Origin of the sequence: Streptomyces sp. NPDC087420, from assembly GCF_044744165.1 — a bacterium.
Classification (GTDB): Bacteria; Actinomycetota; Actinomycetes; order Streptomycetales; family Streptomycetaceae; genus Streptomyces.
In genome coordinates this window covers 137,628-161,112 of the sequence record NZ_JBIUXU010000013.1, presented here as the reverse complement: position 1 = coordinate 161,112, position 23,485 = coordinate 137,628, and the positions used below count along the sequence as shown (strand labels likewise).

Annotated in this window: 19 protein-coding genes and 3 pseudogenes; 17 read left to right on the top strand and 5 right to left on the bottom strand. The window is 68.8% G+C overall.

The annotated features are described in order from the left end of the window. Positions 1 to 60 precede the first annotated feature (60 nt). Positions 61 to 1,344 carry a hypothetical protein gene (locus ACIO1C_RS26850; RefSeq protein ID WP_401867785.1) on the top strand — a complete coding sequence of 428 codons (1,284 nt, stop codon included), beginning with the start codon at positions 61 to 63 and terminating at the stop codon, positions 1,342 to 1,344. A 43-nt stretch (positions 1,345 to 1,387) separates the two neighbouring features. Here the strand turns inward: ACIO1C_RS26850 and ACIO1C_RS26845 are convergent, their stop codons facing one another. Then, a complete protein-coding gene (locus tag ACIO1C_RS26845) occupies positions 1,388 to 2,374 on the bottom strand; it encodes an ATP-binding protein (RefSeq protein ID WP_401867782.1) in 987 nt (328 codons plus the stop codon). A 101-nt stretch (positions 2,375 to 2,475) separates the two neighbouring features. Here ACIO1C_RS26845 and ACIO1C_RS26840 point away from each other — a divergent pair, with 101 nt between their 5' ends. Then, positions 2,476 to 3,354, top strand: a complete 879-nt coding sequence (locus ACIO1C_RS26840; RefSeq protein ID WP_401867780.1) for an oxidoreductase — start codon at positions 2,476 to 2,478, stop codon at positions 3,352 to 3,354. Positions 3,355 to 3,918: 564 nt separating this feature from the next. On the opposite strand, the gene ACIO1C_RS26835 is transcribed toward ACIO1C_RS26840, so the two are convergent. Next, positions 3,919 to 4,755 (bottom strand): HAD family hydrolase, encoded by an 837-nt coding sequence (locus ACIO1C_RS26835; RefSeq protein WP_401867777.1) that lies wholly within the window; start codon positions 4,753 to 4,755, stop codon positions 3,919 to 3,921. A gap of 533 nt (positions 4,756 to 5,288) precedes the next feature. Here ACIO1C_RS26835 and ssd point away from each other — a divergent pair. The 4 genes and pseudogenes from ssd to ACIO1C_RS26815 all read left to right on the top strand — a co-directional run bounded on the left by ssd (position 5,289) and on the right by ACIO1C_RS26815 (position 11,100). Then, entirely contained in the window at positions 5,289 to 6,386 is a 1,098-nt protein-coding gene (gene ssd, locus ACIO1C_RS26830; RefSeq protein WP_401867775.1) for a septum site-determining protein Ssd, read from the top strand. Then, a pseudogene (locus ACIO1C_RS26825) lies at positions 6,383 to 7,282 on the top strand (TadA family conjugal transfer-associated ATPase); the annotation flags it as partial. The gene ssd and the pseudogene ACIO1C_RS26825, both read left to right, overlap by 4 nt. A gap of 63 nt (positions 7,283 to 7,345) precedes the next feature. Then, positions 7,346 to 8,635, top strand: coding sequence for a tyrosine-type recombinase/integrase (locus tag ACIO1C_RS26820; RefSeq protein WP_401867772.1), 1,290 nt, complete (start codon positions 7,346 to 7,348; stop codon positions 8,633 to 8,635). A gap of 569 nt (positions 8,636 to 9,204) precedes the next feature. After that, entirely contained in the window at positions 9,205 to 11,100 is a 1,896-nt protein-coding gene (locus tag ACIO1C_RS26815) for a tyrosine-type recombinase/integrase (RefSeq protein WP_401867770.1), read from the top strand. 35 nt (positions 11,101 to 11,135) lie between these two features. On the opposite strand, the gene ACIO1C_RS26810 is transcribed toward ACIO1C_RS26815, so the two are convergent. Together ACIO1C_RS26810 and ACIO1C_RS26805 are read right to left on the bottom strand one after the other, a co-directional pair. After that, positions 11,136 to 12,140 (bottom strand): hypothetical protein, encoded by a 1,005-nt coding sequence (locus tag ACIO1C_RS26810; protein WP_401867767.1) that lies wholly within the window; start codon positions 12,138 to 12,140, stop codon positions 11,136 to 11,138. Positions 12,141 to 12,217: 77 nt separating this feature from the next. Then, a complete protein-coding gene (locus ACIO1C_RS26805; RefSeq protein WP_401867764.1) occupies positions 12,218 to 13,273 on the bottom strand; it encodes a hypothetical protein in 1,056 nt (351 codons plus the stop codon). A 176-nt stretch (positions 13,274 to 13,449) separates the two neighbouring features. Between ACIO1C_RS26805 and ACIO1C_RS26800 the strand changes: the two are divergent. The 6 genes and pseudogenes from ACIO1C_RS26800 to ACIO1C_RS26775 all read left to right on the top strand — a co-directional run. Beyond that, positions 13,450 to 13,749 (top strand): annotated as a pseudogene (locus tag ACIO1C_RS26800) (secretion protein); the annotation flags it as partial. Between the two features lie 11 nt (positions 13,750 to 13,760). Then, complete coding sequence (locus tag ACIO1C_RS26795) at positions 13,761 to 14,654, top strand: type II secretion system F family protein (RefSeq protein ID WP_401867762.1); 894 nt, start codon at positions 13,761 to 13,763, stop codon at positions 14,652 to 14,654. Further along, positions 14,651 to 15,430: a type II secretion system F family protein gene (locus ACIO1C_RS26790; protein WP_401867760.1), complete on the top strand. Its 780-nt coding sequence runs from the start codon at positions 14,651 to 14,653 to the stop codon at positions 15,428 to 15,430. Before ACIO1C_RS26795 ends, ACIO1C_RS26790 begins: the two co-directional genes overlap by 4 nt. 80 nt (positions 15,431 to 15,510) lie before the next feature. Continuing rightward, positions 15,511 to 15,723, top strand: a complete 213-nt coding sequence (locus tag ACIO1C_RS26785) for a DUF4244 domain-containing protein (RefSeq protein ID WP_401867757.1) — start codon at positions 15,511 to 15,513, stop codon at positions 15,721 to 15,723. A gap of 55 nt (positions 15,724 to 15,778) precedes the next feature. Further along, the gene (locus tag ACIO1C_RS26780; RefSeq protein ID WP_401867754.1) at positions 15,779 to 16,231 is read left to right on the top strand and encodes a TadE family type IV pilus minor pilin; all 453 of its coding nucleotides are present in this window, start codon (positions 15,779 to 15,781) and stop codon (positions 16,229 to 16,231) included. Continuing rightward, positions 16,228 to 16,488: pseudogene (locus ACIO1C_RS26775) on the top strand (Rv3654c family TadE-like protein); the annotation flags it as partial. The gene ACIO1C_RS26780 and the pseudogene ACIO1C_RS26775, both read left to right, overlap by 4 nt. Positions 16,489 to 16,528: 40 nt before the next feature. Here ACIO1C_RS26775 and ACIO1C_RS26770 read toward each other — a convergent pair. After that, positions 16,529 to 19,330, bottom strand: coding sequence for a DEAD/DEAH box helicase (locus ACIO1C_RS26770; RefSeq protein WP_401867751.1), 2,802 nt, complete (start codon positions 19,328 to 19,330; stop codon positions 16,529 to 16,531). 79 nt (positions 19,331 to 19,409) lie between these two features. Here ACIO1C_RS26770 and ACIO1C_RS26765 point away from each other — a divergent pair, with 79 nt between their 5' ends. The 5 genes from ACIO1C_RS26765 to ACIO1C_RS26745 all read left to right on the top strand — a co-directional run bounded on the left by ACIO1C_RS26765 (position 19,410) and on the right by ACIO1C_RS26745 (position 23,114). Beyond that, positions 19,410 to 19,763: an STAS domain-containing protein gene (locus ACIO1C_RS26765; protein WP_003967428.1), complete on the top strand. Its 354-nt coding sequence runs from the start codon at positions 19,410 to 19,412 to the stop codon at positions 19,761 to 19,763. A 103-nt stretch (positions 19,764 to 19,866) separates the two neighbouring features. Further along, positions 19,867 to 20,322: an ATP-binding protein gene (locus ACIO1C_RS26760; protein ID WP_401867748.1), complete on the top strand. Its 456-nt coding sequence runs from the start codon at positions 19,867 to 19,869 to the stop codon at positions 20,320 to 20,322. A gap of 236 nt (positions 20,323 to 20,558) precedes the next feature. After that, entirely contained in the window at positions 20,559 to 21,149 is a 591-nt protein-coding gene (locus ACIO1C_RS26755) for a small secreted protein (RefSeq protein WP_401867746.1), read from the top strand. Between the two features lie 130 nt (positions 21,150 to 21,279). Further along, positions 21,280 to 22,794 (top strand): methyltransferase, encoded by a 1,515-nt coding sequence (locus ACIO1C_RS26750; protein ID WP_401867743.1) that lies wholly within the window; start codon positions 21,280 to 21,282, stop codon positions 22,792 to 22,794. 122 nt (positions 22,795 to 22,916) lie between these two features. Continuing rightward, positions 22,917 to 23,114 carry a hypothetical protein gene (locus tag ACIO1C_RS26745; RefSeq protein ID WP_401867740.1) on the top strand — a complete coding sequence of 66 codons (198 nt, stop codon included), beginning with the start codon at positions 22,917 to 22,919 and terminating at the stop codon, positions 23,112 to 23,114. Positions 23,115 to 23,485: the final 371 nt, after the last annotated feature.

Sequence of the window (23,485 nt, the reverse complement as noted above, 5' to 3'; positions counted from 1 at the left end):
GTGCCGGCACCTCGCCGCTCGGCACTTCGGTACGCGAACCCTGAAGGAAGAGGTGGGCGGATGCTGGCCGCCAGAAAGAGAATCACCTTCGGTGCCGCCGTCACGGCGCTCGCCGTCGGTCTGACCGGCTGTTCCGGCACCGGTGGCCCGGGGAGCGGGCCCGAGGCCGAGAACGGCGCGTACGGCGCCAGGAAGGCGCCCGCGGCGCCCAAGAACGTCGTACGGCTCATCGGTGACGGCTCCACCGCGTACACCGGTGCGCAGCCGCGACTGGCCAAGCCGCAGCGCTTGAAGCCCGGTCAGAAGCCCCCGCAGTTCGTGGTGTTCTCGTGGGACGGGGCGGGCGAGGACAGCCAGCGGCTCTTCTCCCACTTCCGCGAGGTGGGCAAGAAGTACGACGCGACCATGACGTACTTCCTGAGCGGGGTCTATCTCCTCCCCAAGGAGAAGGCCCGGCAGTACGACCCGCCGCAGCACGCGTCCGGCAGCTCGGACATCGGCTTCAACGACACCAAGGGGATCTCGGACACCCTGAAGCAGCTGCGCGGCGCCTGGCGCGACGGCAACGAGATCGGCACACACTTCAACGGCCACTTCTGCGGCAAGGACGGGGGCGTTGGCACCTGGTCGGTCGACGAGTGGAAGAGCGAGATCAGCCAGGCCAAGGCGTTCGTGAAGGGCTGGAAGACCAACGCGGGGCTCGCGACCGAGGCGCCGCTGCCCTTCGACTACGACAAGGAGCTGGTCGGCGGCCGCACGCCCTGCCTGGAGGGGCAGAAGAACATGATGCTGGCCGGGCGGACGATGGGCTTCCGCTACGATTCCAGCGGTGTCGGTAACCAGGTCTGGCCGAAGAAGACCGAGGGCCTCTGGGACCTGCCGCTCCAGCTGGTGCCCGTGCCGGGGCGCGCCTTCGAGACGCTGTCGATGGACTACAACTTCATGTTCAACCAGTCGGGGACGACCAAGGGCGACCCCGCCAAGCACACGTACTGGGGCAACCAGATGCGGGACGGCCTGCTCAAGGCCTTCGACCGGGCGTACGACGGCAACCGCGCCCCGCTGATCATCGGCAACCACTTCGAGTCCTGGAACGGCGGCACGTACATGCGTGCCATCGAGGAGACGATCAAGACGGTCTGCGTCCAGCGGGACGTGCGCTGCGTGTCGTTCCGTCAGCTGGCGGACTGGCTCGACGTACAGGACCCGCAGACCCTGGAAAAGCTGCGCGGCCTCGCCGTCGGCCAGGCCCCGAAGGGCGGCTGGGCCCCGTACATGACGGACCCGACCGCCCTCACTACATCCCGGGCCCCTGCCCCTGCGGGCCCCGAACAGAAGAACTGACCGACCCGACCGAACGTCAGCCCGGTTGGGGCACGGCAGAGGTTCAGCCCGGCTGAGGCACGGCCGAGGCTTCGCTGAGGATGAAGGCGGGGTCGACCTGGGAAGCCAGGTCGACCCCCGTCTTCGCGTTGCCCCAGCTCTCCGCGTTCCTGAGGTGGAAGTGGACCATCTGCCGGGTGTACCGCTCCCAGTCGCGGTTCTCGTACGAGTCCTCCGCCGCGTCCTGGAGGGTCTGGAGCGCGCAGCGGTTGTCCGCCTCCAGCAGTTCGAAGCGGGGCGGGCGGCCCTTCTCCATCGCCCGGACCCAGTTGGAGTGACCCACGGTGACGAGCAGGTCCTCGCCCACCTCCTGGCGGAGGAAGTCCAGGTCGTCCTCCCCCTGCACCTTGTTGCCGACGACCTTCAGCGAGACGCCGAAGTCCCGCGCGTACTCCTTGTACTGGCGGTAGACGGAGACACCCTTGCAGGTCGGCTCGGCCACCAGGAACGTCATGTCGAACCGCGTGAACATCCCCGACGCGAAGGAGTCGGAACCGGCCGTCATGTCGACGACGACATACTCGTCCGCCCCGTCGACCAGGTGATTCAGGCACAGCTCGACCGCGCCGACCTTGGAGTGGTAGCAGGCCACCCCGAGGTCGGACTCCGTGAAGGGCCCCGTGGCCATCAGCCGGATCTCCCCGTCGTCCAGCCGGACGGTCCGCGCGCACGCGTCGTACACCGGGTTGTCCTCGTTCACCCGGAGCAACCGCGACCCCTCGCCCGGCGGCGTCGTCTTGATCATCGCCTCGGCGGAAGCGATCCGCGGGTTGCTGCCGCGCAGATAGTCCTTGATCAGCGGCAGGTGCGCGCCGAGCGCGGGCAGCGCGGCCGCCTCCTCGTCCGTGAGGCCGAGCGCGGCCCCCAGATGCTGGTTGATGTCGGCGTCCACCGCGACGACGGGAGCCTCATTGGCGGTCAGATGGCGGATGAAGAGCGAGGACAGCGTGGTCTTGCCGCTGCCGCCCTTACCCACGAAAGCGATCTTCATGTTCACGTAGGTTAGCGGCTCACCGTGTTCGCCGGTCACATTCAGTGAAGAAGACCACTCCAAGGTGGGGCGCCCGCCGCGGGCGCGTAGCCTTGCTACTTATGAGTACGACTTCCTCTGACGCCTCTTCCGCTCCGCGGCCGGAGGAACCCCTGCTCGCACTGGCCTCCCTGCCGGGCGTCCCCGACGCGGTGGATTCCGTACGCAGGGCGGTCGACCGCGTCTACAGCCACCGGGTGATGCGCCGCCGGAGCAACGAGGTCACCTCGGAGGCGGCCCTGCGCGCGGCGCGCGGTTCCGCCGCGCTGTCGGGCGCCGACTGGGCACTGGAAGAGGTACGCAGGCGCAGCGACTTCGGCGCCGACGACGAGGCTCGTACAGTCGGCGCCGCACTGCGCCTGACCGCCGAGGCCGGCCAACTCCTTTCCATCTGGGACCAGTCACCGGTACGGGTGCTGGCCCGGCTGCATCTGGTGGCGGCGGGCGGCGCGGGCCCGGACGACGACACGGTCGGACGGCCCCGGCTGGCCGGCGAACGTGTGACGGAGACGCCCGGCGCCGATGCCACGGGACCGCTGACCGAGGCGCCGCTGCCCGGCGCCGACGAGGTGGCGGGGCGGTTGGAGGGGCTGTCGGCCCTGGTCGTGGCGGGGAGTTCGGCGCCGGCGCTGGTGACGGCCGCGGTGGTGCACGGCGAACTCCTGGCGCTGCGCCCGTTCGGCTCGTACAACGGCCTGGTGGCGCGCGCCGCCGAACGCATCGTGCTGACCGGCAGCGGGCTGGACCCCAAGTCGGTCTGCCCGGCGGAGGTCGGCCACGCGGAGCTGGGCCGTGCCGCGTACGCCGCCGCCTTCGCGGGCTATCTGTCGGGCACCCCGGACGGGATGGTCACGTGGATCGCGCACTGCGGCCGCGCGATCGAACTGGGGGTACGGGAGTCCACGGCGGTGTGCGAGGCACTCCAGCGCGGCGCGGCTTGAACTCGGGCACGTTCTGTATCTCTCCCGATCTCTCACGCCCCGGACGCGCCGCCTGAACCTGCCGCGCCCCTGAATTCGCTCACGCGATTGTGGTGAACGGTGGCCCGGCCCGCATTCCCGCCGTCCGGACGGACCGGACAGAATTGCGGCGGCATCACTTTCGATGCCGCCGCCAACACGTCCGCCGAGTTACCAAGCGTCCTCGATGTAGTGCCCATCAGGTCGGGAACTTCGCCCGTCACCTGGTGCGGCTGGCCCGTAATCGACGGGTCGACGTCGCGTGGGTTCTCGACTTCCGTGCTTCGGTCCGTGGGGCCTCTAGCGTTTCTCAGGTGATCCTCTCGGATGTCCTTGGTCTCGCGGGCCGTTGATTCCTTTGTACTCCTCTCCCCAGGGATGCGAAACCCCCGGCCTGACTTCTTTACTTTCACGTTCAAACAGGTGCGAAACGGGCGGCCGGCGATTATGAAACGGGCGGCGAATGACGAGGAAACGGGCGGCGGGTGGTGCGGCGGGCGGTGCGGCGGGTGGTAAGGAAACGAACGGTCGGGCGGGGTGAAGTGGTCACGCGGGTGCCGTCGCCCGGCGGCGGCTCGCGTACCAGACGAGTCCCGCCGTGGCCGCCGCCGCACCCACGGCCGCCGCGGCCACCAACGCCGGACGCGCCGGCATCGACAGGGCGGGCAGCCGCCGCTTCAGCCGAACGGGCCTGCTGAAGACCAGGATCGGCCAGTCGCGCGCGATCGCCTCCCGCCGCAGCGCCCGGTCCGGATTGACCGCGTACGGATGGCCGACGGACGAGAGCATCGGTACGTCCGTGATGGAGTCGCTGTACGCGTAGCAGCGCGACAGGTCGTAGCCCTCGGACTCGGCGAGCGCCTTGACCGCCTCGGCCTTGGTCGGCCCGTACGCGTAGTACTCCACCTCGCCGGTGAAGCAGCCGTCGGGGCCGACGGCCATCCTGGTCGCCACCACCCGGTCGGCGCCGAGGAGTTCACCGATCGGCTCGACCACCTCCGCGCCCGAGGTGGAGACGATCACCACGTCCCGGCCGGCGGTGTGGTGGTCCTCGATGAGGGACGCCGCTTCGTCATAGATGATCGGGTCGATGAGATCGTGCAGGGTCTCTGCGACGATCTCCTTGACCTGTGAGACGTTCCAGCCTTTGCAGAGCGCGGAGAGGTACTCGCGCATCCGCTCCATCTGGTCGTGATCGGCGCCTCCGGCGAGGAAGACGAACTGCGCGTAAGCGGTCCGTAGTACCGCCCGGCGGTTGATCAGACCGCCTTGGTAGAAGGGCCTGCTGAAGGTCAACGTCGATGACTTCGCAATGACCGTCTTGTCCAGGTCAAAGAAGGCAGCTGTGCGCGGCAAGGAGCGGATTTCCACGAGGGTGAGCATATGCGCCCACCATTCGGCGTAAGGTCCGGCGCGTGGGTTTGCCTGAGAAGGCCGTCGGGTACACCATGGAAGTCACGGATCGTTCGCGACCGTGCTAACCCGGCCCGACTCCTCCCCCCCCGAGTCTGGCTGTGGGGACGACCCCCGCTCTCCCCCCCGGCGGGGGTCGTCGCATGTCCGGACGCGTTTTCGGCTCTCGAATCCCGTTGTCCCCCCTCTCCTGACCTCTCCCGATCCCTGTCGGCGGTTCGGTGTGCGCGGCGTGTTTCCATTCATACCCCTCACTCTGCGTAGCCGACGCGCTGCGCTGCGGAAGTCACCGGTATGAGCGAGCGGGATATTCACAACCTGTGAGTTGTCCACAGTTTTTGAGCAAGATCCACACGATTTTTCGTTCCCCTGCACGGTGATTCCGACCGCGAAGTTCGCGGAAGCCGGAATCACAGATACCGGATACCTGCGAGACCGCTGAGAAGCGCTCGCAGATCCCGGATCGAGGCAGAGATGAGGGGGCGGAGATCGTGGCGGGATCCATGACATCCGATCGGGCACAGGTCGCCGGAGGGCGGCGGGCGGGACCGCTGATCGTCACCGAGGACGCGGATCTGCTCGACGACCTGCTGCGGCTGTGTGCGGCGGCGGGCGCGGAGCCGCAGGTGCACCACGGGGTGCCGGAGGCGAAGGGGTGCTGGGAGGACGCGCCCATGGTCCTCGTGGGGGACGACGCGGCGGCGCGCTGCCGCGGTGCCACGCGCAGGAGGGGGGTGATGCTGGTCGGGCGCGATCAGGATGATCCTGACGTGTGGCGGCGGGCGGTGGAGATCGGCGCCGACTGTGTTCTGCGGCTTCCTGACGCGGAAGGCTGGCTGGTCGACCGGATCGCGGACGCGGCGGAGGGCGTGGGCCGGCAGGCGCTCACGGTCGGTGTGATCGGCGGGCGTGGGGGCGCGGGGGCCTCGACCCTGGCATGCGCCCTGGCCGTTACCGCGGCCAGGGCCGGGCAGCGCACGATGCTCATCGACGGCGATCCGCTGGGCGGCGGGCTCGACGTGCTGCTCGGCGGAGAGCAGACCGAAGGCCGGCGGTGGCCGGATTTCGCGGCCTCGAAGGGCCGGGTCGCCGGGGGCGCGCTGGAGGAATCGCTGCCCCGGCTGCACGAGTTACGGGTGCTGAGCTGGGATCGCGGTGACGCGGTGGTGGTGCAGCCGGAGGCCATGCGGTCCGTGCTCGCCGCGGCCCGCAGGCGCGGCGGCGTCGTGGTGGTGGACCTCCCGCGCCGGATCGACGAGTCCATGGCGGAGGCCCTGGCCCAGGTGGATCTCGGGCTGCTGGTCGTGCCCGCCGAGCTGCGGGCCGTGGCGGCGGCCGGGCGGGTGGCCTCCATGGTCGGCATGGTCCTCCAGGACCTGCGGGCCGTGGTCCGCGGGCCGTACGCGACGGGTCTGGACGAGCGGTGGATCGCGGGCGCGCTCCGGCTGCCGCTGGTGGGCGAGCTGCCCTGGGAGCCGGGTCTGGCCCAGGCGCAGGACGGCGGGGCGCCGCCGGGATCCAGTGCCCGGGGCCCGCTCGCCGCGTTCTGCACCGCCTTCTGGGAGCGGGCGCTGACCGGCGAGGGGAGTGTGAGCCCGTGACCGGCCGTGCGCGGGACGAGGTCCCGTACCGCGGGACGCCGGCGGGCGGCCTGCTGGACGCCGTGCGGCAGCGGCTGGCGGAGAGCGGGGCCGAACCGACCCCGGCGCGGGTGGCGGCCGCGCTGCGGGCCCAGGGGCGGCTGCTCGGGGACGCGGAAGTGCTGGGCGCGGCGGAGGAGTTGAGGTGTGAGCTGGTGGGCACGGGGCCGCTGGAGCCCCTGCTCGCCGACCCCTCGGTGACGGACGTCCTGGTCTCGGCGCCCGACCGGGTGTGGGTGGACCGGGGAGGCGGGCTGGAACTGACCGGTGTGGCGTTCGCCGACGCCGCTTCCGTACGGAGGCTCGCGCAGCGGCTGGCGGCGGTGGCCGGGCGGCGGCTGGACGACGCGCGGCCCTGGGTGGACGCCCGGCTGCCCGACGGCACACGGATGCACGCGGTGCTGCCACCGGTGGCGGTCGGTTCGCCGTATCTCTCGCTGCGGGTGGTGCGGCCCAAGGCGTTCTCCCTGGGGGAACTGATCGCGGCGGGGACGGTGCCGCCGGGCGGCGACCGGGTGCTGCGCGCGCTGGTGCAGGCGCGGCAGTCCTTCCTGATCAGTGGGGGTACGGGCACGGGAAAGACGACGCTTCTGTCGACGTTGCTCGGCCTGGTCGGTCAGCGGGAGCGGATCGTCCTGGCGGAGGACTCGGCGGAGCTGCGGCCCGACCATCCCCACGTGGTGCGGCTGGAGTCCCGGCCGGCGAATCAGGAGGGCGCGGGCCTGGTGACGCTGGAGGACCTGGTCCGGCAGGCGCTGCGGATGCGGCCCGACCGGCTGGTCGTCGGCGAGGTGAGGGGGCGTGAGGTGACGGATCTTCTGGCCGCGCTCAACACGGGCCATGAGGGCGGCTGCGGCCTGTTGACCGAACTAACTCGGTCATTTTCGCAGGTCAGACAGTGTTTCTGCTAGCTTCCCGGCATGCCTGTTGAACAACGTCCCGGAAGGGACCTGAAGAGCTTCGTGCTGCCCGAGATCGGTCAGTTACTCGAGACCGAAGACCCCTGGGAGCCTGTGCAACTGCTCGACCCACTTGGAAGACTGCTTGAGCCGGCCGCCGTGTACTTCAAGGATCTGATGGCAGCGGATAGTTCGGTGCTGACGCCGCGCTCGTATGGCATGGATCTGCTCCGTTGGTGGCGCTACCTGTGGGCTCTCGAGATCGAGTGGGATCGCGCGACGCGAGAGGACGCTCGGGACTTCATGCTGTGGATGAAACTGGCAGACAAGCCGGTGCGCGTCCACTGGCGGCACCGCGGCAAGGATCCCGCCGAAATTCCCCGCCTTTCTCGACCCGACAAACCAGCACCGGGAACACCGAACTCAGTGACCGGGAAGCCCACTATCGGTACGAAGTACGCGCCAAGGACCCGGGCGCATTGCGAGACGGTGCTGCGATCCTTCTACGACTTCCACCTGGACCGTAACAGCGCATCGCTGCTGGTAAACCCTTTTCCTCTCGTCCGAAACCGGCGTTCAGCACGTGCCAACGCCCACCACAATCCCGAGGACGACCACAAGAAGCAGCGCACCGGCCTTTACCGGCCCAAGATCCCGAAGCGGATCCCGCGTCGCATCCCTGAGGACAAGTACACGGAGGTCTTCGCCGGACTTCGCTCGCACCGGGACCGCGCTCTGCTCGCTTTCTGGGTCGCTACCGGCGCCCGCTCAGAAGAACTTCTTACCGCCACGCAAGGCGGTGCGATCGTAGGCCAGCAGACCATCGGGGTGATCCGGAAAGGCACACGCGACTATCAGGAACTGCCTGCAACTCCGGACGCGTTCGTCTGGCTTCGCCTCTACCAGGAAGCAGCCTGGAAGAAGGGCGTCCCTCGAGGCAGTCGGCAGCCGCTGTGGTGGACCCTGCGCCGCCCCTGGAGGCCTCTCCAATACGACGCGGCCCGAATGATGTTCAACCGCGCCAACGAGCTTCTGAGCTCCAACTGGACGCTTCACGACCTTCGTCACACCGCGACGTTCCTGATGCTCGACGACCCGGACATGCCGCCGGTTTACGTCCAACACATCCTCGGTCACGCGCAGTTGTCGACGCTAGAAATCTACAACCGCCCCGGCCGGGACGACGTTATTGCAGCTGGACTAGCTCACCACGCTCGAGTGGAACAGCGGCGCAAGATTCAGCCGAAGCGGCGGGACCCCGAGTACAACCCTATGTCTCTCAACATCCTTTTCGGGGGCGGGCCTTCATGACGATCGACCTCCTGTTCTCTTCGCCAGTTGCGGCAGGCCCCACGAGCACAAGGCCGCTTCGGGGGCGAGACGCTGCCAACGTCATCCGATCCTTCCCACCCCGACCACGGAACACAGACTGGCCGGCAACCTGTGCGCCTCTCGAGGCAGTCATGGCACGCATTGAGCATCCTCCGTTGAGTCACGACAGGGAGCTCACGCAATACGCCCGAAGAACTGGCTGCCAGCACATGCTGGAGTGGCTTGAGACGCAACCCGGAAACACCTGGCAAGAGCGATGGAACTCAAGCGCGTCCGCTATCTACGCTGGCTGGGCTGAGGCCCCACAGGACTGGCTCAACACCACCGGACGCGCCACCGCTAAAAGGTCCAGCCTGGGCTATCTCGCTGCCGGAATGCTGACGCTGACCTGTGCAGATGTTATCCGTCCCAGCCCTCAGTGGCTCGCGAGCAACTCCTCGAGATACCTACCGGCGGAGATTATTCACACACGTGATCCCGACGGATTCCAGGATCTGCAGGCGTCTATGCCAGAAGCCGAATGGGATTCGAGGGTAGGAAAACGAGCCGTGCATACCCTGGCACGGACCGTCGCCGCTTACGGTGGCCGTCTCAAGGACATCACTGTCGGAGACTTGCTGTCCTTCTATCCTGTGACGGGACGTTCCGCCCACAGTGGCATCCGCCTTGCGTACGTCTGGCTCAGGGACCGAGGTAACTTCCCAGCTCATGCCCCGGGGACGTTCCACCACTTGGGAGTTCGAACTGGGCAGGTCAGCGCGGAAGACCTCGTTGACCGATACGACCTCCAGTGCAAGCCGGTTCGCGATCTGATCGTCGACTACCTCAAAGAACGACAGCCGGCTCTCGACTACAACTCCCTGAAAGGGATGTCGGCCGCTCTCGCAAGACTCTTCTGGGCGGATCTCGAACGGCACCACCCAGGAATCGACAGTCTTCGGCTGTCGCCTGAGGTGGCCGAGGGGTGGAAAGCCCGTATCGCGGTCAAGACCGTTCACCGACGTCAACTCGACGGATCCATCGTGAAGGAATTTGCACCCCGCACGAGCGCGGCGTCTGTGAAGATGCTGGTACGGGCCTTCTACTTGGACATCGCCGCTTGGGCGCTAGAAGAGCCGGAACGTTGGGGTCCCTGGGCGGCTCCGAATCCGATCAGCGAGGCCGACTGCACAGTCAAGAAGGTCGAACGTGAGCAGAAGGCCAGAACCGACCAGCGCACCAGGGAACGACTGCCTGTTCTGCCAGCCCTGGTCCGCACGGCGAACCGGCGCCTCAAGGAGGCCAAGACCCGCCTAGAAGCGGTCGAGGGGGCGTCACTTGGCTCCCAAATCACGGTCTTGGGTGAAACATTCACATTGCCCATGAAAGCGGCGAGAGTCGACGGGAAACCGGACAAGGTCTTCGACACTAACGGCAAGGTCCGTAGTCTTCGCGCTGAGGAAAAGCAAGCGTTCTTCGCCTGGGCGACCATCGAGATCCTGAGGAATACCGGCATCCGCATCGAGGAACTACTAGAACTTGGGCACCACAGCATCATCAGCTACAAGCTGCCCACTACGGGGAATGTTGTTCCCTTGTTGCAGATTGCTCCGTCCAAGACGGATCAGGAGCGACTTCTGCTGATCAACCCGGAACTGGCGGACGTTCTCAGCGCGGTCATTCAGCGGGTCCGCGGGGCAGGTGGAACAATCCCGTCCGTTGGGACTTACGACTCCAACGAGCGGACCTGGAACCCTCCCATGCCGGTCCTCTACCAGTGGCAGGTGTCCGGCGAGAATCGACACATCTCCATCAGCAGCATCCGTCGCGCGCTGAATAACACACTCGCTGCGTCAGGTCTCGTCGACCGTACCGGGCGGCCTCTGCGGTTCCAGCCACATGACTTCCGTCGCATCTTCATCACAGACGCCATCATGAACGGCCTACCGCCCCACATTGCGCAAGTGATCGCAGGGCATCGCAACATCAACACCACCATGGGATATGCCGCGATCTACCCTGCAGAGGCGATCGAGGCGCATCGCGCGTTCATCGCCCGACGCCGCACTTTCAGGCCCGCTGAAGAGTATCGGGCCGTTACTTCAGAGGAATGGGAAGAGTTCCTTGGCCACTTTGAGCAGAGGAAGCTAGCCCTTGGACAATGCGGCCGCGCTTACGGGACGGATTGCGCCCACGAGCACGCATGCGTTCGATGCCCCGTCCTCATCGTCGGTGCGGAAGACCGCGGCCGCCTGGTAGAGATCAGGCAGAACCTCAAGGACCGAATCGTCGAAGCCCAAACTGAAGGCTGGCTCGGTGAAGTTGAAGGGCTATCGGTTAGTCTTGCTGCCGCCGAGGAGAAGATTGCGCAGCTGGACGCGCGATTTGATCGTCAGGAAACGTCTGTTTTCCTCGGGCTCCCGACACTTAGCCAGGTGACTGTCAGAAGCTCTGAACTCATCTGAGGAGAGGCACATCCGTTGATCTCTCCAGTCGCGACTCAGAACGGGGGATCTGCTGGGTAGTCAGTCATGTTAGGCCGAGCGGCATCGGGCAATGGGAGATTCGTTACCACGAACAAGTTCAGGATATCTTCGCGATCCATAAAAAGGATCTGGCTTCGCTTGGAAGCATCCAGCTTGTTACCCAGCCAGTTCCGGGCGGCCTTCGTTATTTCTCCGCCGGCGACAATGAAAGCGTGATCCACGAGGACGCGTTTACCAATTTCGGGATCGAAAATTTCGTGGCCCAGCATCATGAGGGTTTGGTTGTAGATTTCGGCCATGTTGGCGTTACTTCCCCTGGTTACCCCAGAGGCGTCCAGCTTACCTTTCTTCACCTGGAGGCCGAAGTAGAGCACGTGTTGAGTTGGTAACGTGTACCGCATCCACACGTCCTTGCCATACTCGAGCGCTTTGTCCTTGTGGCCCGCAGCAGTCACGCGGTGATATCCGAGCTGGCGAAAAAGCGGGAGGAGGACTTCCTCGATTAGTGCGTCTTCCGATGCGATATCCAGGTACTGTGACAGATTTGCTCGGCGTTCGATTTCTCCCTTCGTGAAAGGGCGATGAGGGTTAGGGGACGGAGTAATGACTGTGTTTGTGTTCAAATTACGCAGGTAGCATTGCTTGTCCTCCGCGTAGAAGGCCTCTATCCCCTCTCGCGCGAGAGCTCGATTCAGATCGGTGAGCGCCTTTCCCCGGTCGTCTCTTTCGTTCGTTGCTTCATCGGGGTCCATGAGGCGGGACATTGCGCGAGCGAAAGTGTCAGGTACCATCTGTGCACTGGAATGGGGTTCGGACAAAATGATTTCCAGTGTCTCCGCCACCCAAATTTTGCGTGTTGACCCGTCATGCTGAAAATCTGTTTCGATATCTGCAAAGAACTCGGTCAAGTACATGCTGCTTCGGTATTTGAAATAATTCTCCTCGTGGCTCCTCCCTTCTGGGGTATTGCCGCAAATCATGTCAGCGAGCTGCATTACTGTTCGTCGTTTGAAGTTCATGCTTCAACTCCGCAAGGTCGCTAGGTATCGTCTGGCGGGCGTGTATGGTCAACGTCCCACCGAGGCGGCAGCGTGATTTACGCAGATTGACCGTTCGTTACCTGAGCACATCCCTCGATGGGGCACGAGCGAGGAGTCTTCCCGCGGCCGACTGGTTTGTGTGCCTCCCAGATGTCGTCCATGTCGAGGATGGGCATGGAATCCCTCATGACCTTAAGCGCGTTATCTGAGAATCGCGGATGCTGTTGAGATCCCATTACGAACACGTAGAAGCATCGCGGATCCTCGTCAATTCCCAGGTGTTGTCGCAGGGCCAACGATTTGGGAGGTGAGATCTTCAGCTTCTGCGCTAGTTCGGTAGCTGACCAGTGGAACTTTTTTTGGAGATCGATTTCGCGAATGGCTGCCGCGTCCGAGGTGTCGTCGGCAAACTTGACCGGTGGCCCCTTTCTGTCAAAGCGGACGGTCAGTGTGGGGCCTTCTCCCGAAAATTCGGTAGAAACTTGCGTAAGGATTGGGAATACGGCATCGCGGGATTTGCCGTCCGCTATCCCTTTTTCGACTCGATCGACGTCCCTCTCGCTTACGCGACTGTCTTCCGAGGCGTGGCCCTCGATCGCCAATAGGGTTCGGATTCTCGCCCGAGCCTCGTTCCGGGCTCGGCGACCCGGCTGCAGCAGGTTCTGGATCTGGCTGAACTCTTGGTCAATCAGAATTTCGAGACCCATCGGAGGCTCAGTGGAAATAGGCAGTACGCGTAGCGGTAGGCTATCCGCCAAGCGCTCGCCGAATACCCTGTTCAGCAGGTCGTCAAAGAGCGTGACGCCGGCGCGGGCATGGACGAACAAGATGGGTTCGCTGACAGAATTGAACCAGTGTTGCTCATCATCGCGGAGAGCGTCGATCGCACGGAGGGTTCCCGCCTCAGGATCAGCGACCTTAATGTTCGGCTGCTGGCGAGATAGCTCAAGGCATTTCTCGAATCCGATCGACCGTCCCAGGCTCTTATCGAAGACCTGCACATCGTTGTGAACGAGAGCTGCCTTGAGGAGCATCTCGAAGGAGTGCTGAAGGCTAAGCAATACGGCTGAGGTACGACCATCGTCGTCTATGGAGTTGAAGGCGACCGTCATTCTCTTGAGTGAAGCGAGAGCCTTTCGCTTCAGCACCCGCGTTGACTGTCTCAAGTCGGCCTCCGATCACATGGCGCTGATCGCATCGAAGCATGAGGGCAGGTCGCGCGTCCATTGGTTCGTTCATTTCTGTACGGTCTGACGTGCGCGGGGCGGAAACCTGGGTCGCGTAGTTCGGAGAAGGGACGGTGCACGCCAATACGGCGGCCGATGTGCCCGCCCGGCTGGAAGCGCTCGGGACGGCGGCGGGGCTGGACCGGGCGGCGCTGCACAGTCAGCTGGCGGCCGCGCTGTCGGTGGTGATCCATCTGGTGCGGGACCGCGACGGGCGGCGGCGGCTCGCGGAGGTGGACGTGCTGGAACGGGACAGCGCGGGGCTCGTGGTGCCGGTGCCCGCGTTGCGGTGGGGCGCGGAGGCGTTCGCGTACGACCGGGGCTGGCCACGGCTGTTGATGCTGATCGGGGGTGCGCTGTGACGACGGTGTCGATGTCGGTGGCGGCATACGCGGCGATGGTCTGCGCGGGGGCGGCGGCCTGGCTGACGGTCGACCGCAACGCGGCGGCGCGACGGGCCACGGTGTTGTTCGTGGACGGCGAGGGCGCGGACGTTGACGGCGTGGACGGTGGCCGTGCGGGGGACGGCCGGCGGGCGGCGGCGTGGCGGCGGTGGCGGGTGGGTGTGGTGCTGTGGGCGCGCCGGCTGGGTGGGGAGTGGCTCTGTCTGCCGGTGGCGGGGGTGTTCGCCGTGCTGGGGGACTCCGTGCTGCCGCTGATCGGGGGCGCGGTCGCGGTGCCGCTCGTGCGGCGGCGGCTGCGGGCCCGGGTGCGGACCAGAGCCGCTGAGCGGCGGGCCGGGGGTGTGGTGGCGCTGTGCGGGGCGGCGGCGGGGGAGCTGAGGTCCGGTGCGCAGCCGGTCCAGGCCCTGCTGGCGGCCGCGGTGGCGACCGGTGGCCTGGGGGATGCCGAGGCCCGGGTGGTGGCCGCCGCGCGGTTCGGCGGGGAGGTGCCCGAGGCGTTGCGGCGGGCCGCGTGTGAGCCCGGGTGCGAGGGGCTGGCCGGGCTCGCGGCCTGCTGGCGGGTGGCCGTGGACGGCGGGGCGGGTCTGGCCGCCGGTCTCGACCGGTTGGAGGCCGCGCTGCGGGCCGAGAGGGAGCAGCGGGAGGGCCTGCGGGCCCAGTTGGCCGGCGCGTGGTCGACGGTCATGGTCCTCGCGCTCCTTCCGGTGCTGGGTCTGGCGATGGGCTGGGCACTCGGGGCGGATCCGTTGCGTGTACTGCTGCACACCCCTGCCGGGCTGGGCTGCTTGGTGGTCGGCGGGTTGTTGGAGGGGGCCGGTCTGTGGTGGGCCGGCCGGATCGTTCGGACGGGGGTGGGGACATGAGCGGGGAGTTGACCCATCGGCTGTGGGTGGTGGGTTGGGTGCTGGCCGCTGTCGGGTGCCTGTTCTCCGCGGTGGTGGCGGTGCGGTACGAGCGGCGGGTGCGCAAGCGGCTCGCGGTGGTCCTGGCGGTGGAGTACGGGCGGCGGCGGCCGTGGCCGGACGCGAGGGCCTGGGCGCGGCGGTGGGGTCCGGTGTTCGCCGCCCTGGTCACCGGCTACGCGCTCGTCGGAGGCGTGACCGGCTGGATCGTGGGGTGCGCGGGGGCGTACGGGGTGCGGCGGTGGCTGCGGAGCCGGGCCCCCGACGACGCCGCCGTCGCCGCCGACAGGGCTGAGGCGGCGCGCCAACTCCCGCTCGCCGCCGACCTGCTGGCGGCCTGTATCGCCGCCGGGGCGGGTCCGCGTGAGGCCGCCGAGGCGGTCGGTGAGTCGCTGGGCGGACCGGTCGGGCACCGGCTGGCCCGGACCGCGGCGGAGCTTCGGCTCGGCGCTGAATCGGCCGCGGCGTGGGGGCGGTTCGGCGCGATACCGGGCGCGGCGGGGCTGGCCAGGTGCCTGGAGCGGGCCGGGGTCAGCGGGGCGCCCGCGGCCGAGCCGGTGGCGCGGCTGGCCGAAGGCCTGCGAGCGGAACGGGCCCGAACGGCGGTGGCCAGGGCCCAGCGGGCGCAGGTGCTGATCACCGCGCCGGTGGGGCTGTGCTTCCTGCCCGCGTTTCTGGCCGTGGGGGTGGCTCCGGTGGTCATCGGTCTGGCGGGCGGCCTGCTGCGCGGCGGGTGAAATCGAGGCCGCCGTCGGCGGCAGCGGGTGTTTTTCGTTCTTCGAATTCATGTTCATTTCACGGATCACAGGAGGTAGTCATGCGGGGGATCGGCATGGGGGTGCGTGCGGGTGTGCGGTGGTTGCGGCTGCGCGGGACGCGGACGGACGCGGGGATGGCGACGACGGAGTTCGCCATGGTGACGCTGGCCGCCGCCGCGCTGGCGGCGGTGCTCTACAAGGTGGTCACCGGCGGACAGGTCTCCGACGCGCTGCGGTCGGTGATCGGGGAGGCGCTCGGTGCGCGGTTCTGACGGTGGGCGCCTGGCGAGGGGCCACCGGCGACCGGTGAGGGCCCACCGGCGGCCGATGGGGCAGGTCCGTCGATCCGAGTCGGCCACCGGGCGATCCACGACGGGGCGACGACGGTTGATGACGGGCGACCGGGGGTCCGTGACGGTGGAGGCGGCGATGGCCGTGCCGGCGCTGGTGGCGTTCACCCTGGCGCTGGTCTGGGCCCTGACGGCGGCCTCCGCGCAGATCCGGTGCGTGGACGCGGCGCGGGCCGGGGCGCGGGCCGCTGCCCGGTCGGAGCCGGAGGCGGAGGCACTGGCGGCGGCCCGCTCGGCCGCTCCGGACGGCGCGCGGATCACGATGGCGCGGTCCGGGGACCTGTGGCGGGTACGGGTGGAGGCGCCGACCCCGGGGCCGGGTGCGCTGGCCCTGACGCTCGGTGCGGAGGCGGTGGCTCCGGCTGAGGACGCCCGGGACGGCGCTGGAGGGCGCCTTGGAGGCCCTGGGACCGTGGGGGTGGCGTCATGAGCGGGGACCGGGGGTCCGCGACGGTCTGGGCGGCGATGGCGACGACGGCGATGTGCGCGGTGTTCGCGGTGGTCCTCGCCCTCGGCCAGGCGGTCGCCGCCCGTCACCGCGCCGGGGGCGCCGCCGACCTGGCGGCCCTCGGCGCGGCCGGGCGGGCGCTCCAGGGCCGGGCCGCCGCCTGCGACCGGGCGGCGGAGGTGGCCGCGGCCCAGGGGGCGGAGCTGGTGCGGTGCGCGCTGACGGGGGAGATCGCGGATGTGAGCGTACGGGCGCGCTTCGGCCCGTATGGCCCGGTGGTCAGGGCCCGGGCGGGGCCACCACCACCGGCGCCGGTCCCTGCTCGGGTCCGGGTCGGGGCTCAGGTTCGGATCGGGGCTCAGGTCCCGACCGGGGCTCAGGTTCCGGCCGGGGGTCGGGATCGGTCCGGGCCGACGGCACGGTCGGCGTGGTGGTGGCAGGCGGCTTGGTTGCCGTCGGCTCCGGTGCCGCTGCCGTCGGCCCGTGCTCCGGCTGCCGTGCCGGTGTCGGGGCCTGGTCCGGCTCGGGCTGCGGGGCCTGTGACCGGTGCGGGGCCTGCGCCGTCGGCTCGTGCTCTGGGTCCCGTGACGCGGCCGGAGGCCGTGTGCTGGGGGCGGCCACTGCCCCGGAGTCCGCCGGGGACCCCTTGAGCAGTTCGGTGAGGAGGCGGACGGCGCCGCGTTTGTGCAGGGGCTCGTTGCCGTTGCCGCACTTCGGGGACTGGACGCAGGAGGGGCAGCCCGCCTCGCACTCGCAGGAGGAGATCGCCTCGCGGGTGGCCGTGAGCCATTCGCGGGCCGTCTGGAACGCCCGCTCGGCGAAGCCCGCGCCGCCGGGATGGCCGTCGTACACGAAGACCGTGGGCAGCAGCGTGTCCGGGTGGAGCGGTACGGACACCCCGCCGATGTCCCAGCGGTCGCAGGTCGCGAAGAGCGGGAGCATCCCGATCGAGGCGTGCTCGGCGGCGTGCAGGGCGCCGGCCAGCTGTTCCGGGTTGACCCGGGCGGCGTCCAGCTGGTCCTCGGTGACCGTCCACCAGACCGCCCGGGTGCGCAGGGTGCGGGGCGGGAGGTCGAGCTTGCTCTCGCCGAGCACCTCGCCCGTGATGAGCCTGCGGCGAAGGAAGGAGACGACCTGGTTGGTGACCTCGACGGAGCCGTAACAAAGGCGTCCGGCGCCCCAGGGGATCTCGGTGTCGGTTTCCAGGACGGAGATGGCGGTGGTGTCGCGGGCGGTCGTGGAGTACGGCGGGCTGGCCTCCTCGACCAGGGCGACCGAGTCCTCCAGGTCGAGCTGTTTCACCAGGTAGGTGCGGCCCTGGTGGAGGTGGACGGCGCCGTCGTGGACGGCGGCGTGCGAGGCGGGCTCGTCGACGGTGCCGAGCAGCCGGCCGGTCGCCGCCTCGACGATCTGGACGGGCCGGCCCCCCTCGCCCCGGATGTCGGCGAGATCGGCGGCGCGCTGCCTGCGGGTCCAGTACCAGCCGGACGCGCGCCGCCGCAGCAGCCCCGCGCTCTCCAGCTGGGGGAGCAGGCCCGCGGCGGCCGGGCCGAAGAGCGGCAGGTCGGCTTCGGTGAGGGGCAGCTCCGCAGCGGCCGCGCACAGGTGGGGGGCGAGGACGTACGGGTTGTCCGGGTCGAGGACGGTCGATTCCACGGGCTGCTGGAACAGCGCCTCGGGGTGGTGGACGAGGAAGGTGTCCAGCGGGTCGTCCCGAGCGACCAGGACGGCCAGCGCCCCCTGCCCGGCGCGTCCCGCGCGCCCCGCCTGCTGCCACAGCGAGGCGCGGGTGCCGGGGTAGCCGGCGATCAGGACGGCCTCCAGGCCGGACACGTCGATGCCGAGTTCCAGGGCGGTGGTGGCCGCGAGGCCGAGGAGTTCGCCGGAGTGCAGGGCCTTCTCCAGGGCGCGGCGTTCCTCGGGCAGGTAGCCGCCCCGGTAGGCGGCGACCCGGCGGACCAGGGAGCGGTCGACCTGGGCCAGCCGTTCCTGGGCGATGACGGAGATGAGCTCGGCGCCGCGCCGGGAGCGTACGAACGCGACCGTACGGACGCCCTGGAGGGTGAGGTCGGTGAGGAGCTCGGCCGTCTCGGCGGTGGCGGTACGGCGGACGGGGGCGCCCTTCTCGCCGTGGAGGTCGGTGAGCGGGGGTTCCCAGAGGGCGAAGACCAGCTCGCCGCGCGGGGAGGCGTCGTCGGCGACCTCGTGGACGGGCAGGCCGGTGAGCCGGCCGGCGGCCAGGGCGGGCCGCGCCGCGGTGGCGGAGGCCAGGAGGAAGACGGGGTCCGCCCCGTAGCGGGCGCAGACGCGGCGCAGCCGGCGCAGCACCTGGGCCACGTGGGAGCCGAAGACGCCGCGGTAGGTGTGGCACTCGTCGATCACGACATAGCGCAGGGAGCGCAGGAAGGAGGCCCAGCGGGGGTGGGACGGGAGTATGCCCCGGTGCAGCATGTCCGGATTGGTCAGGACGTAGTTGGCGTACTGCCTGACCCATTCGCGTTCCTCGACGGGTGTGTCCCCGTCGTAGACGGCGGGGCGTACGCGGGTGCCCAGCGGGGCGGCGAGTGCCTTCACGGAGCGCCGCTGGTCGGCGGCCAGGGCCTTCGTGGGGGCCAGGTAGAGGGCGGTCGCGCCACGCCCGTTGGGAGCCTCGGAGCCGTCCAGGAGGGTGCTCAGCACGGGAGCGAGGTAGGCGAGGGACTTGCCGGAGGCGGTGCCGGTGGCGATCACGACGGATTCGCCGTCCAGGGCGTGCTCGGCGGCGGTCGCCTGGTGGACCCACGGATGATCGATCCCGGCCCGCTGGATCGCGTCGATCACCTCCGCGCGGATGCGATCAGGCCAGACCGCATGACGACCCGCCCTCGGGGGCAGGTGCTCCGTATGGGTGATGCGCGCAGCACGGCCCGCCCCCGCGGCGAGCCGGTCGAGGACCGTACCGGGGGAGGGGCGGCTTTCCCCGCTCGCGGCGGGTCCTTGGGGGCGGTGATTCCTGGCCATCGGCATCGAGTGTGTCACTGGCATGACGGACAATGGTCCCAAGGCGTCGTGCATGGCTGCTGGTAAGTGATTGAATGCCATCGCGGCTGGCGATACGTCCCCTGGCTCCGTCGGGGAGACCCGAGGGGCGACCGCTCGATAGCAAGGTGCTGGAGGATCCGTGGACCTGTCTCTGTCGACTCGCAATGTGTCCGGCCCTGGTGGCGACCGTACGGTCGTCGAGGTCGGTGGCGAGATTGATGTGTATACCGCGCCCAAGCTGCGCGAGCAGTTGGTCGAGTTGGTGAACGACGGCAGCTACCACCTGGTTGTCGATATGGAAGGCGTGGACTTCCTTGACTCCACCGGTCTCGGCGTGCTCGTGGGCGGACTCAAGCGGGTGCGTGCGCATGAAGGCTCGCTGCGCCTGGTCTGCAACCAGGAGCGCATTCTCAAGATCTTCCGGATCACCGGTCTGACCAAGGTGTTCCCCATCCACACCACGGTCGACGAGGCCGTGGCGGCCACCGACTGAGGTCGGTCGTCACCTTCCGGAGGAAGGACGGTGGGCTCCGGGCCGTGTGCCCGGGCGCCCGCGTCCTGTGAGTCTGCACGCTCGTACGTTCGAGGGGGATCGCATGGCCACCGTTGAACTCCGCTTCAGCGCCCAGCCCGAACATGTCAGGACGGCCCGTCTGGTGGCGGCCGCCGTGGCGCGCCGGGCCGGCGTCGATGAAGCTGTGTTGGACGAGGTCAGACTCGCGGTCGGTGAGGCATGCAGCCGGGCGGTCGGGCTGCATCGCAGTCACGGCATCACCGCCCCGGTGCGAGTTGTCCTGATCGAGGAGGAGAAGAGTTTCTCCATCGAGGTCGGCGACGAGGTGCCGAGCACGGGCAGCGCCGCCACCGAAGCCCCGGAGGCGAGCGGTGGAGCGCCGGCGGGCGATCTCTACGACCATGACGCCGACGGTGAGGACGAGATGGGACTCGCGGTCATCAGCGGGCTCGTCGACGACGTCGAAGTCACCTCGGACGACGACGGTGGTGTCATCCGGATGACCTGGCCGACGGCCCACGCCGTGGCGCTGCCATGAATTCTTGATTCCCTTCAAGAAAGGCCCTGCCGAGCAGGGCTCTTCTTGTTTCCCGGGGCGTTGCCCGCCGCGTTGCCCATCGCCCCAGGCACAGAAGGGCGGGGAGGGTGAGGTGTCTCTCCCCTGGTCCTGGTGCAAATGGCTCCAATGCGATATGAACCGGACGTCCGGCGCGCGGATGTAGCCCACATGGCGTGTATGTTCCGGGGCCGAGAGCCTTGGAAGGGACCAAACCGGTGAACAAGAAGCTTGTGGCCGCGCTGTCCGGCGGTGCGGCACTGCTCATGGCGCTGACCGGCTGCAGCAGCGGCGACGACAGCGACAACAAGGTGAACGACTGGGCGAAGCAGGTCTGCGACCAGGTACAGCCACAGCTGAAGAAGATCGCGGACGCCAACGTCTCCATCCAGCAGGTGACCTCGGACAGCAGCAAGCCGGCCGACGTCCAGAAGACGGACTCGGCGGCCTTCCAGTCCATCTCGGACGCCTACAAGGCCCTGGGATCCGCCGTGAACGGCGCGGGCGCCCCGCCCGTCAAGGACGGCGAGACGACCCAGCAGGAAGCCGTCAAGGAACTCAACGCCACCTCGGCGGCCTACGCGGGCCTCAAGCAGAAGGTCGACGCGCTCGACACCAAGGACCAGGCGAAGTTCGCCGACGGCCTGACCGGCGTCGCCGACGAGCTCGACAAGCTCAGCAAGAGCGGGGACGACGCGCTCCAGAAGCTCCAGTCCGGCGAGGTCGGCAAGGCCATGGCGAAGCAGCCCGGCTGCCAGAAGCCCTCCCCGTCCGCCTCGGACGCCGCGAGCCCGTCCGCGGAGTCGTAACCCGTCTGCGGACTCGTGACCCCGTCCGCAGACCGGTATGGACGGGAAAGACGTGTGACACCGCGGCCCGTCGCCCCTTCCGGGCGGCGGGCCGCAGGCCGCTGTCAGTGACAACCGCCACAATGGAGGCGTGAGTACGACCAGCCTTCCCTCGCCCGACCACTCGTCCCGACTCCGTGAGGTCCTCCTCGCCGCGGACTTCACCGCCGACGGTCTGCTCGACCTGCTCGGCGCCCCGGCCTACACCGCGCTCGCCCGCAGCGAGACCGTTCCCGCCCTGCGCGCCACCCAGGGCCACACCGCGCTCGAATCGCTCGTACGGCTCTTCCTGCTCCAGCGCCCTGTCGCCCGGGAGCACGCGGAGCGCGCCCTGGCGCTCCCCGAGGCGCTGGCCGGCGGCTGGATCGCCGAGGACGGGGACGAGATCCGCGCCACGGTCGACGTACGGCCGTACGGCGGCCCCGAGGGGCAGGACTGGTTCATCGTCTCCGACCTCGGCTGCGCCGTCGGTGGCGCCGGAGGCGTGGGGGACCACGACGAAGGAGTCGTGCTCGGCGTCGGCGGGGCCTCGACGACCTTGGCCGGAATCACCGTACGGACCCCGGTGGAGAGCGCCCTCGACCTCGGCACGGGCTCCGGCATCCAGGCGCTGCACGCGAGCCGGCACGCCACACGCGTGACGGCCACCGACCTCAACCCGCGCGCCCTCGCCTTCACCCGCCTGACCCTGGCGCTCTCCGGGGCGCCCGAGGCCGACCTGCGCGAGGGATCCCTGTTCGAGCCGGTCGCGGACGAGACGTACGACCTCATCGTGTCGAATCCCCCCTTCGTGATCTCGCCCGGCGCCCGGCTCACCTACCGGGACGGCGGCATGGCGGGCGACGACCTGTGCCGGACGCTGGTGTCGCAGGCGGGGGACCGGTTGAACCTGGGCGGGTACGCGCAGTTTCTCGCCAACTGGGAGCACGTGGAGGGGGAGGAGTGGCAGGAGCGGCTGCGCTCCTGGGTGCCACGCGGCTGCGACGCGTGGATCGTCCAGCGGGAGGTCCAGGACATCACGCAGTACGCGGAGTTGTGGCTGCGCGACAGCGGCGACCACCGGAGCGACCCGGAGGCGTACGCGGAGCGGTACGGGGCGTGGCTGGACGAGTTCGAGTCCCGTAAGACCAAGGCGGTCGGCTTCGGCTGGATCACGCTCAGGAAGTCCGGCGCCGAGCAGCCGTCGGTCGTCGCGGAGGAGTGGCCGCACTCGGTGGAGCAGCCGCTCGGCGACGCCGTACAGGCGCACTTCGAGCGGCAGGACTACCTGCGGGCGCACGACGACGCGGCGCTGCTCGCCGACCACTTCGTGCTGGCGACCGAGGTGGTCCAGGAGCAGGTCGGGCTGCCGGGCGCGGAGGACCCCGAGCATGTGGTGCTGCGCCAGCACCGCGGGATGCGGCGGGCGACGAAGGTCGACACGGTCGGGGCGGGCTTCGCCGGGGTCTGTGACGGGACGCTGAGCGCCGGCCGGATCCTGGACGCCATCGCGCAGGTCATGGGCGAGGACCCGGTGCTGCTCCGGGACCGTACGCCGGGGTCGATCCGGCTGCTGGTGGAGGAGGGCTTCCTGGAGCCGGCTTCCGGGGAACCGGCTTCCGGGTGAACCCGCGCGTGGCGTTCACCCGAAATTCGTACTCCTGACGTCCCGGGGTGCCAGCCTCGGGCTCCTGGGTCCCGGCGGTCCGGAACGGGCGCCGGGTACGACGGAGTGAACGGGGTGCGGGCATGGAGAGCGGACCGGCGATCTTCGCGGGGACGGCCTTCGCGCTGTTCGGCGCCGCGCTGCTGCTGTGGACCGGGGTGCGGGTCCTGCACCGCGTGCCGGTGGCCCACGGGGTCGGTGCCGCGGCCTCCATCACGGTCGCGACACTCTCGGGCGTGGTCTTTCTCGCGCTCGGCGTCTGGTGTTTCGGTCGTATCTGAGCCCCTCCGATCCCCGCGTCCGAGCCCCTCGCCGATTCCCGCGCCTGATTCCCGCGTCCGGTCCGTGCGCTCCGATCCGGTCCTCGATCTGAGATCCGAGATCTGATCGTCGATCTGAGCCTTGCTTTCGAGCCTTGCTTTCCGATCCAGGACCGGAATCTTCCGTCCATGATCGACAGGCACCTCCGCACAGCGCCCCGAACCCGCCGGACCTGCGCAGGACCCTCCCTGTACCTCCGGCGCACTACCCCTCTCCCGGGCCGCCCCGGAACCACCGGGGAAGTGCTCCGACGCGACGGGCCCGGGGGTCCGGGCGGCAGGAATGCCCGGAGTCGGGTTACCGTTCGAGTGGCCGTTGCGGTCTTTTGCCG

What these genes read in the sequence shown, in the direction of transcription:
- ACIO1C_RS26790 (WP_401867760.1), top strand. Translation starts at nt 14,651, where the DNA reads ATGAGCGGGGAGTTGACCCATCGGCTGTGGGTGGTGGGTTGGGTGCTG.
- ACIO1C_RS26760 (WP_401867748.1), top strand. Translation starts at nt 19,867, where the DNA reads ATGGCCACCGTTGAACTCCGCTTCAGCGCCCAGCCCGAACATGTCAGG.
- ACIO1C_RS26795 (WP_401867762.1), top strand. Translation starts at nt 13,761, where the DNA reads ATGTCGGTGGCGGCATACGCGGCGATGGTCTGCGCGGGGGCGGCGGCC.
- ACIO1C_RS26845 (WP_401867782.1), bottom strand. Translation starts at nt 2,374, where the DNA reads ATGAAGATCGCTTTCGTGGGTAAGGGCGGCAGCGGCAAGACCACGCTG.
- ACIO1C_RS26835 (WP_401867777.1), bottom strand. Translation starts at nt 4,755, where the DNA reads ATGCTCACCCTCGTGGAAATCCGCTCCTTGCCGCGCACAGCTGCCTTC.
- ACIO1C_RS26805 (WP_401867764.1), bottom strand. Translation starts at nt 13,273, where the DNA reads ATGACGGTCGCCTTCAACTCCATAGACGACGATGGTCGTACCTCAGCC.
- ACIO1C_RS26840 (WP_401867780.1), top strand. Translation starts at nt 2,476, where the DNA reads ATGAGTACGACTTCCTCTGACGCCTCTTCCGCTCCGCGGCCGGAGGAA.
- ACIO1C_RS26745 (WP_401867740.1), top strand. Translation starts at nt 22,917, where the DNA reads ATGGAGAGCGGACCGGCGATCTTCGCGGGGACGGCCTTCGCGCTGTTC.
- ACIO1C_RS26770 (WP_401867751.1), bottom strand. Translation starts at nt 19,330, where the DNA reads ATGGCATTCAATCACTTACCAGCAGCCATGCACGACGCCTTGGGACCA.
- ACIO1C_RS26850 (WP_401867785.1), top strand. Translation starts at nt 61, where the DNA reads ATGCTGGCCGCCAGAAAGAGAATCACCTTCGGTGCCGCCGTCACGGCG.
- ACIO1C_RS26785 (WP_401867757.1), top strand. Translation starts at nt 15,511, where the DNA reads ATGCGGGGGATCGGCATGGGGGTGCGTGCGGGTGTGCGGTGGTTGCGG.
- ssd (WP_401867775.1), top strand. Translation starts at nt 5,289, where the DNA reads ATGACATCCGATCGGGCACAGGTCGCCGGAGGGCGGCGGGCGGGACCG.
- ACIO1C_RS26820 (WP_401867772.1), top strand. Translation starts at nt 7,346, where the DNA reads ATGCCTGTTGAACAACGTCCCGGAAGGGACCTGAAGAGCTTCGTGCTG.
- ACIO1C_RS26780 (WP_401867754.1), top strand. Translation starts at nt 15,779, where the DNA reads ATGGGGCAGGTCCGTCGATCCGAGTCGGCCACCGGGCGATCCACGACG.
- ACIO1C_RS26810 (WP_401867767.1), bottom strand. Translation starts at nt 12,140, where the DNA reads ATGAACTTCAAACGACGAACAGTAATGCAGCTCGCTGACATGATTTGC.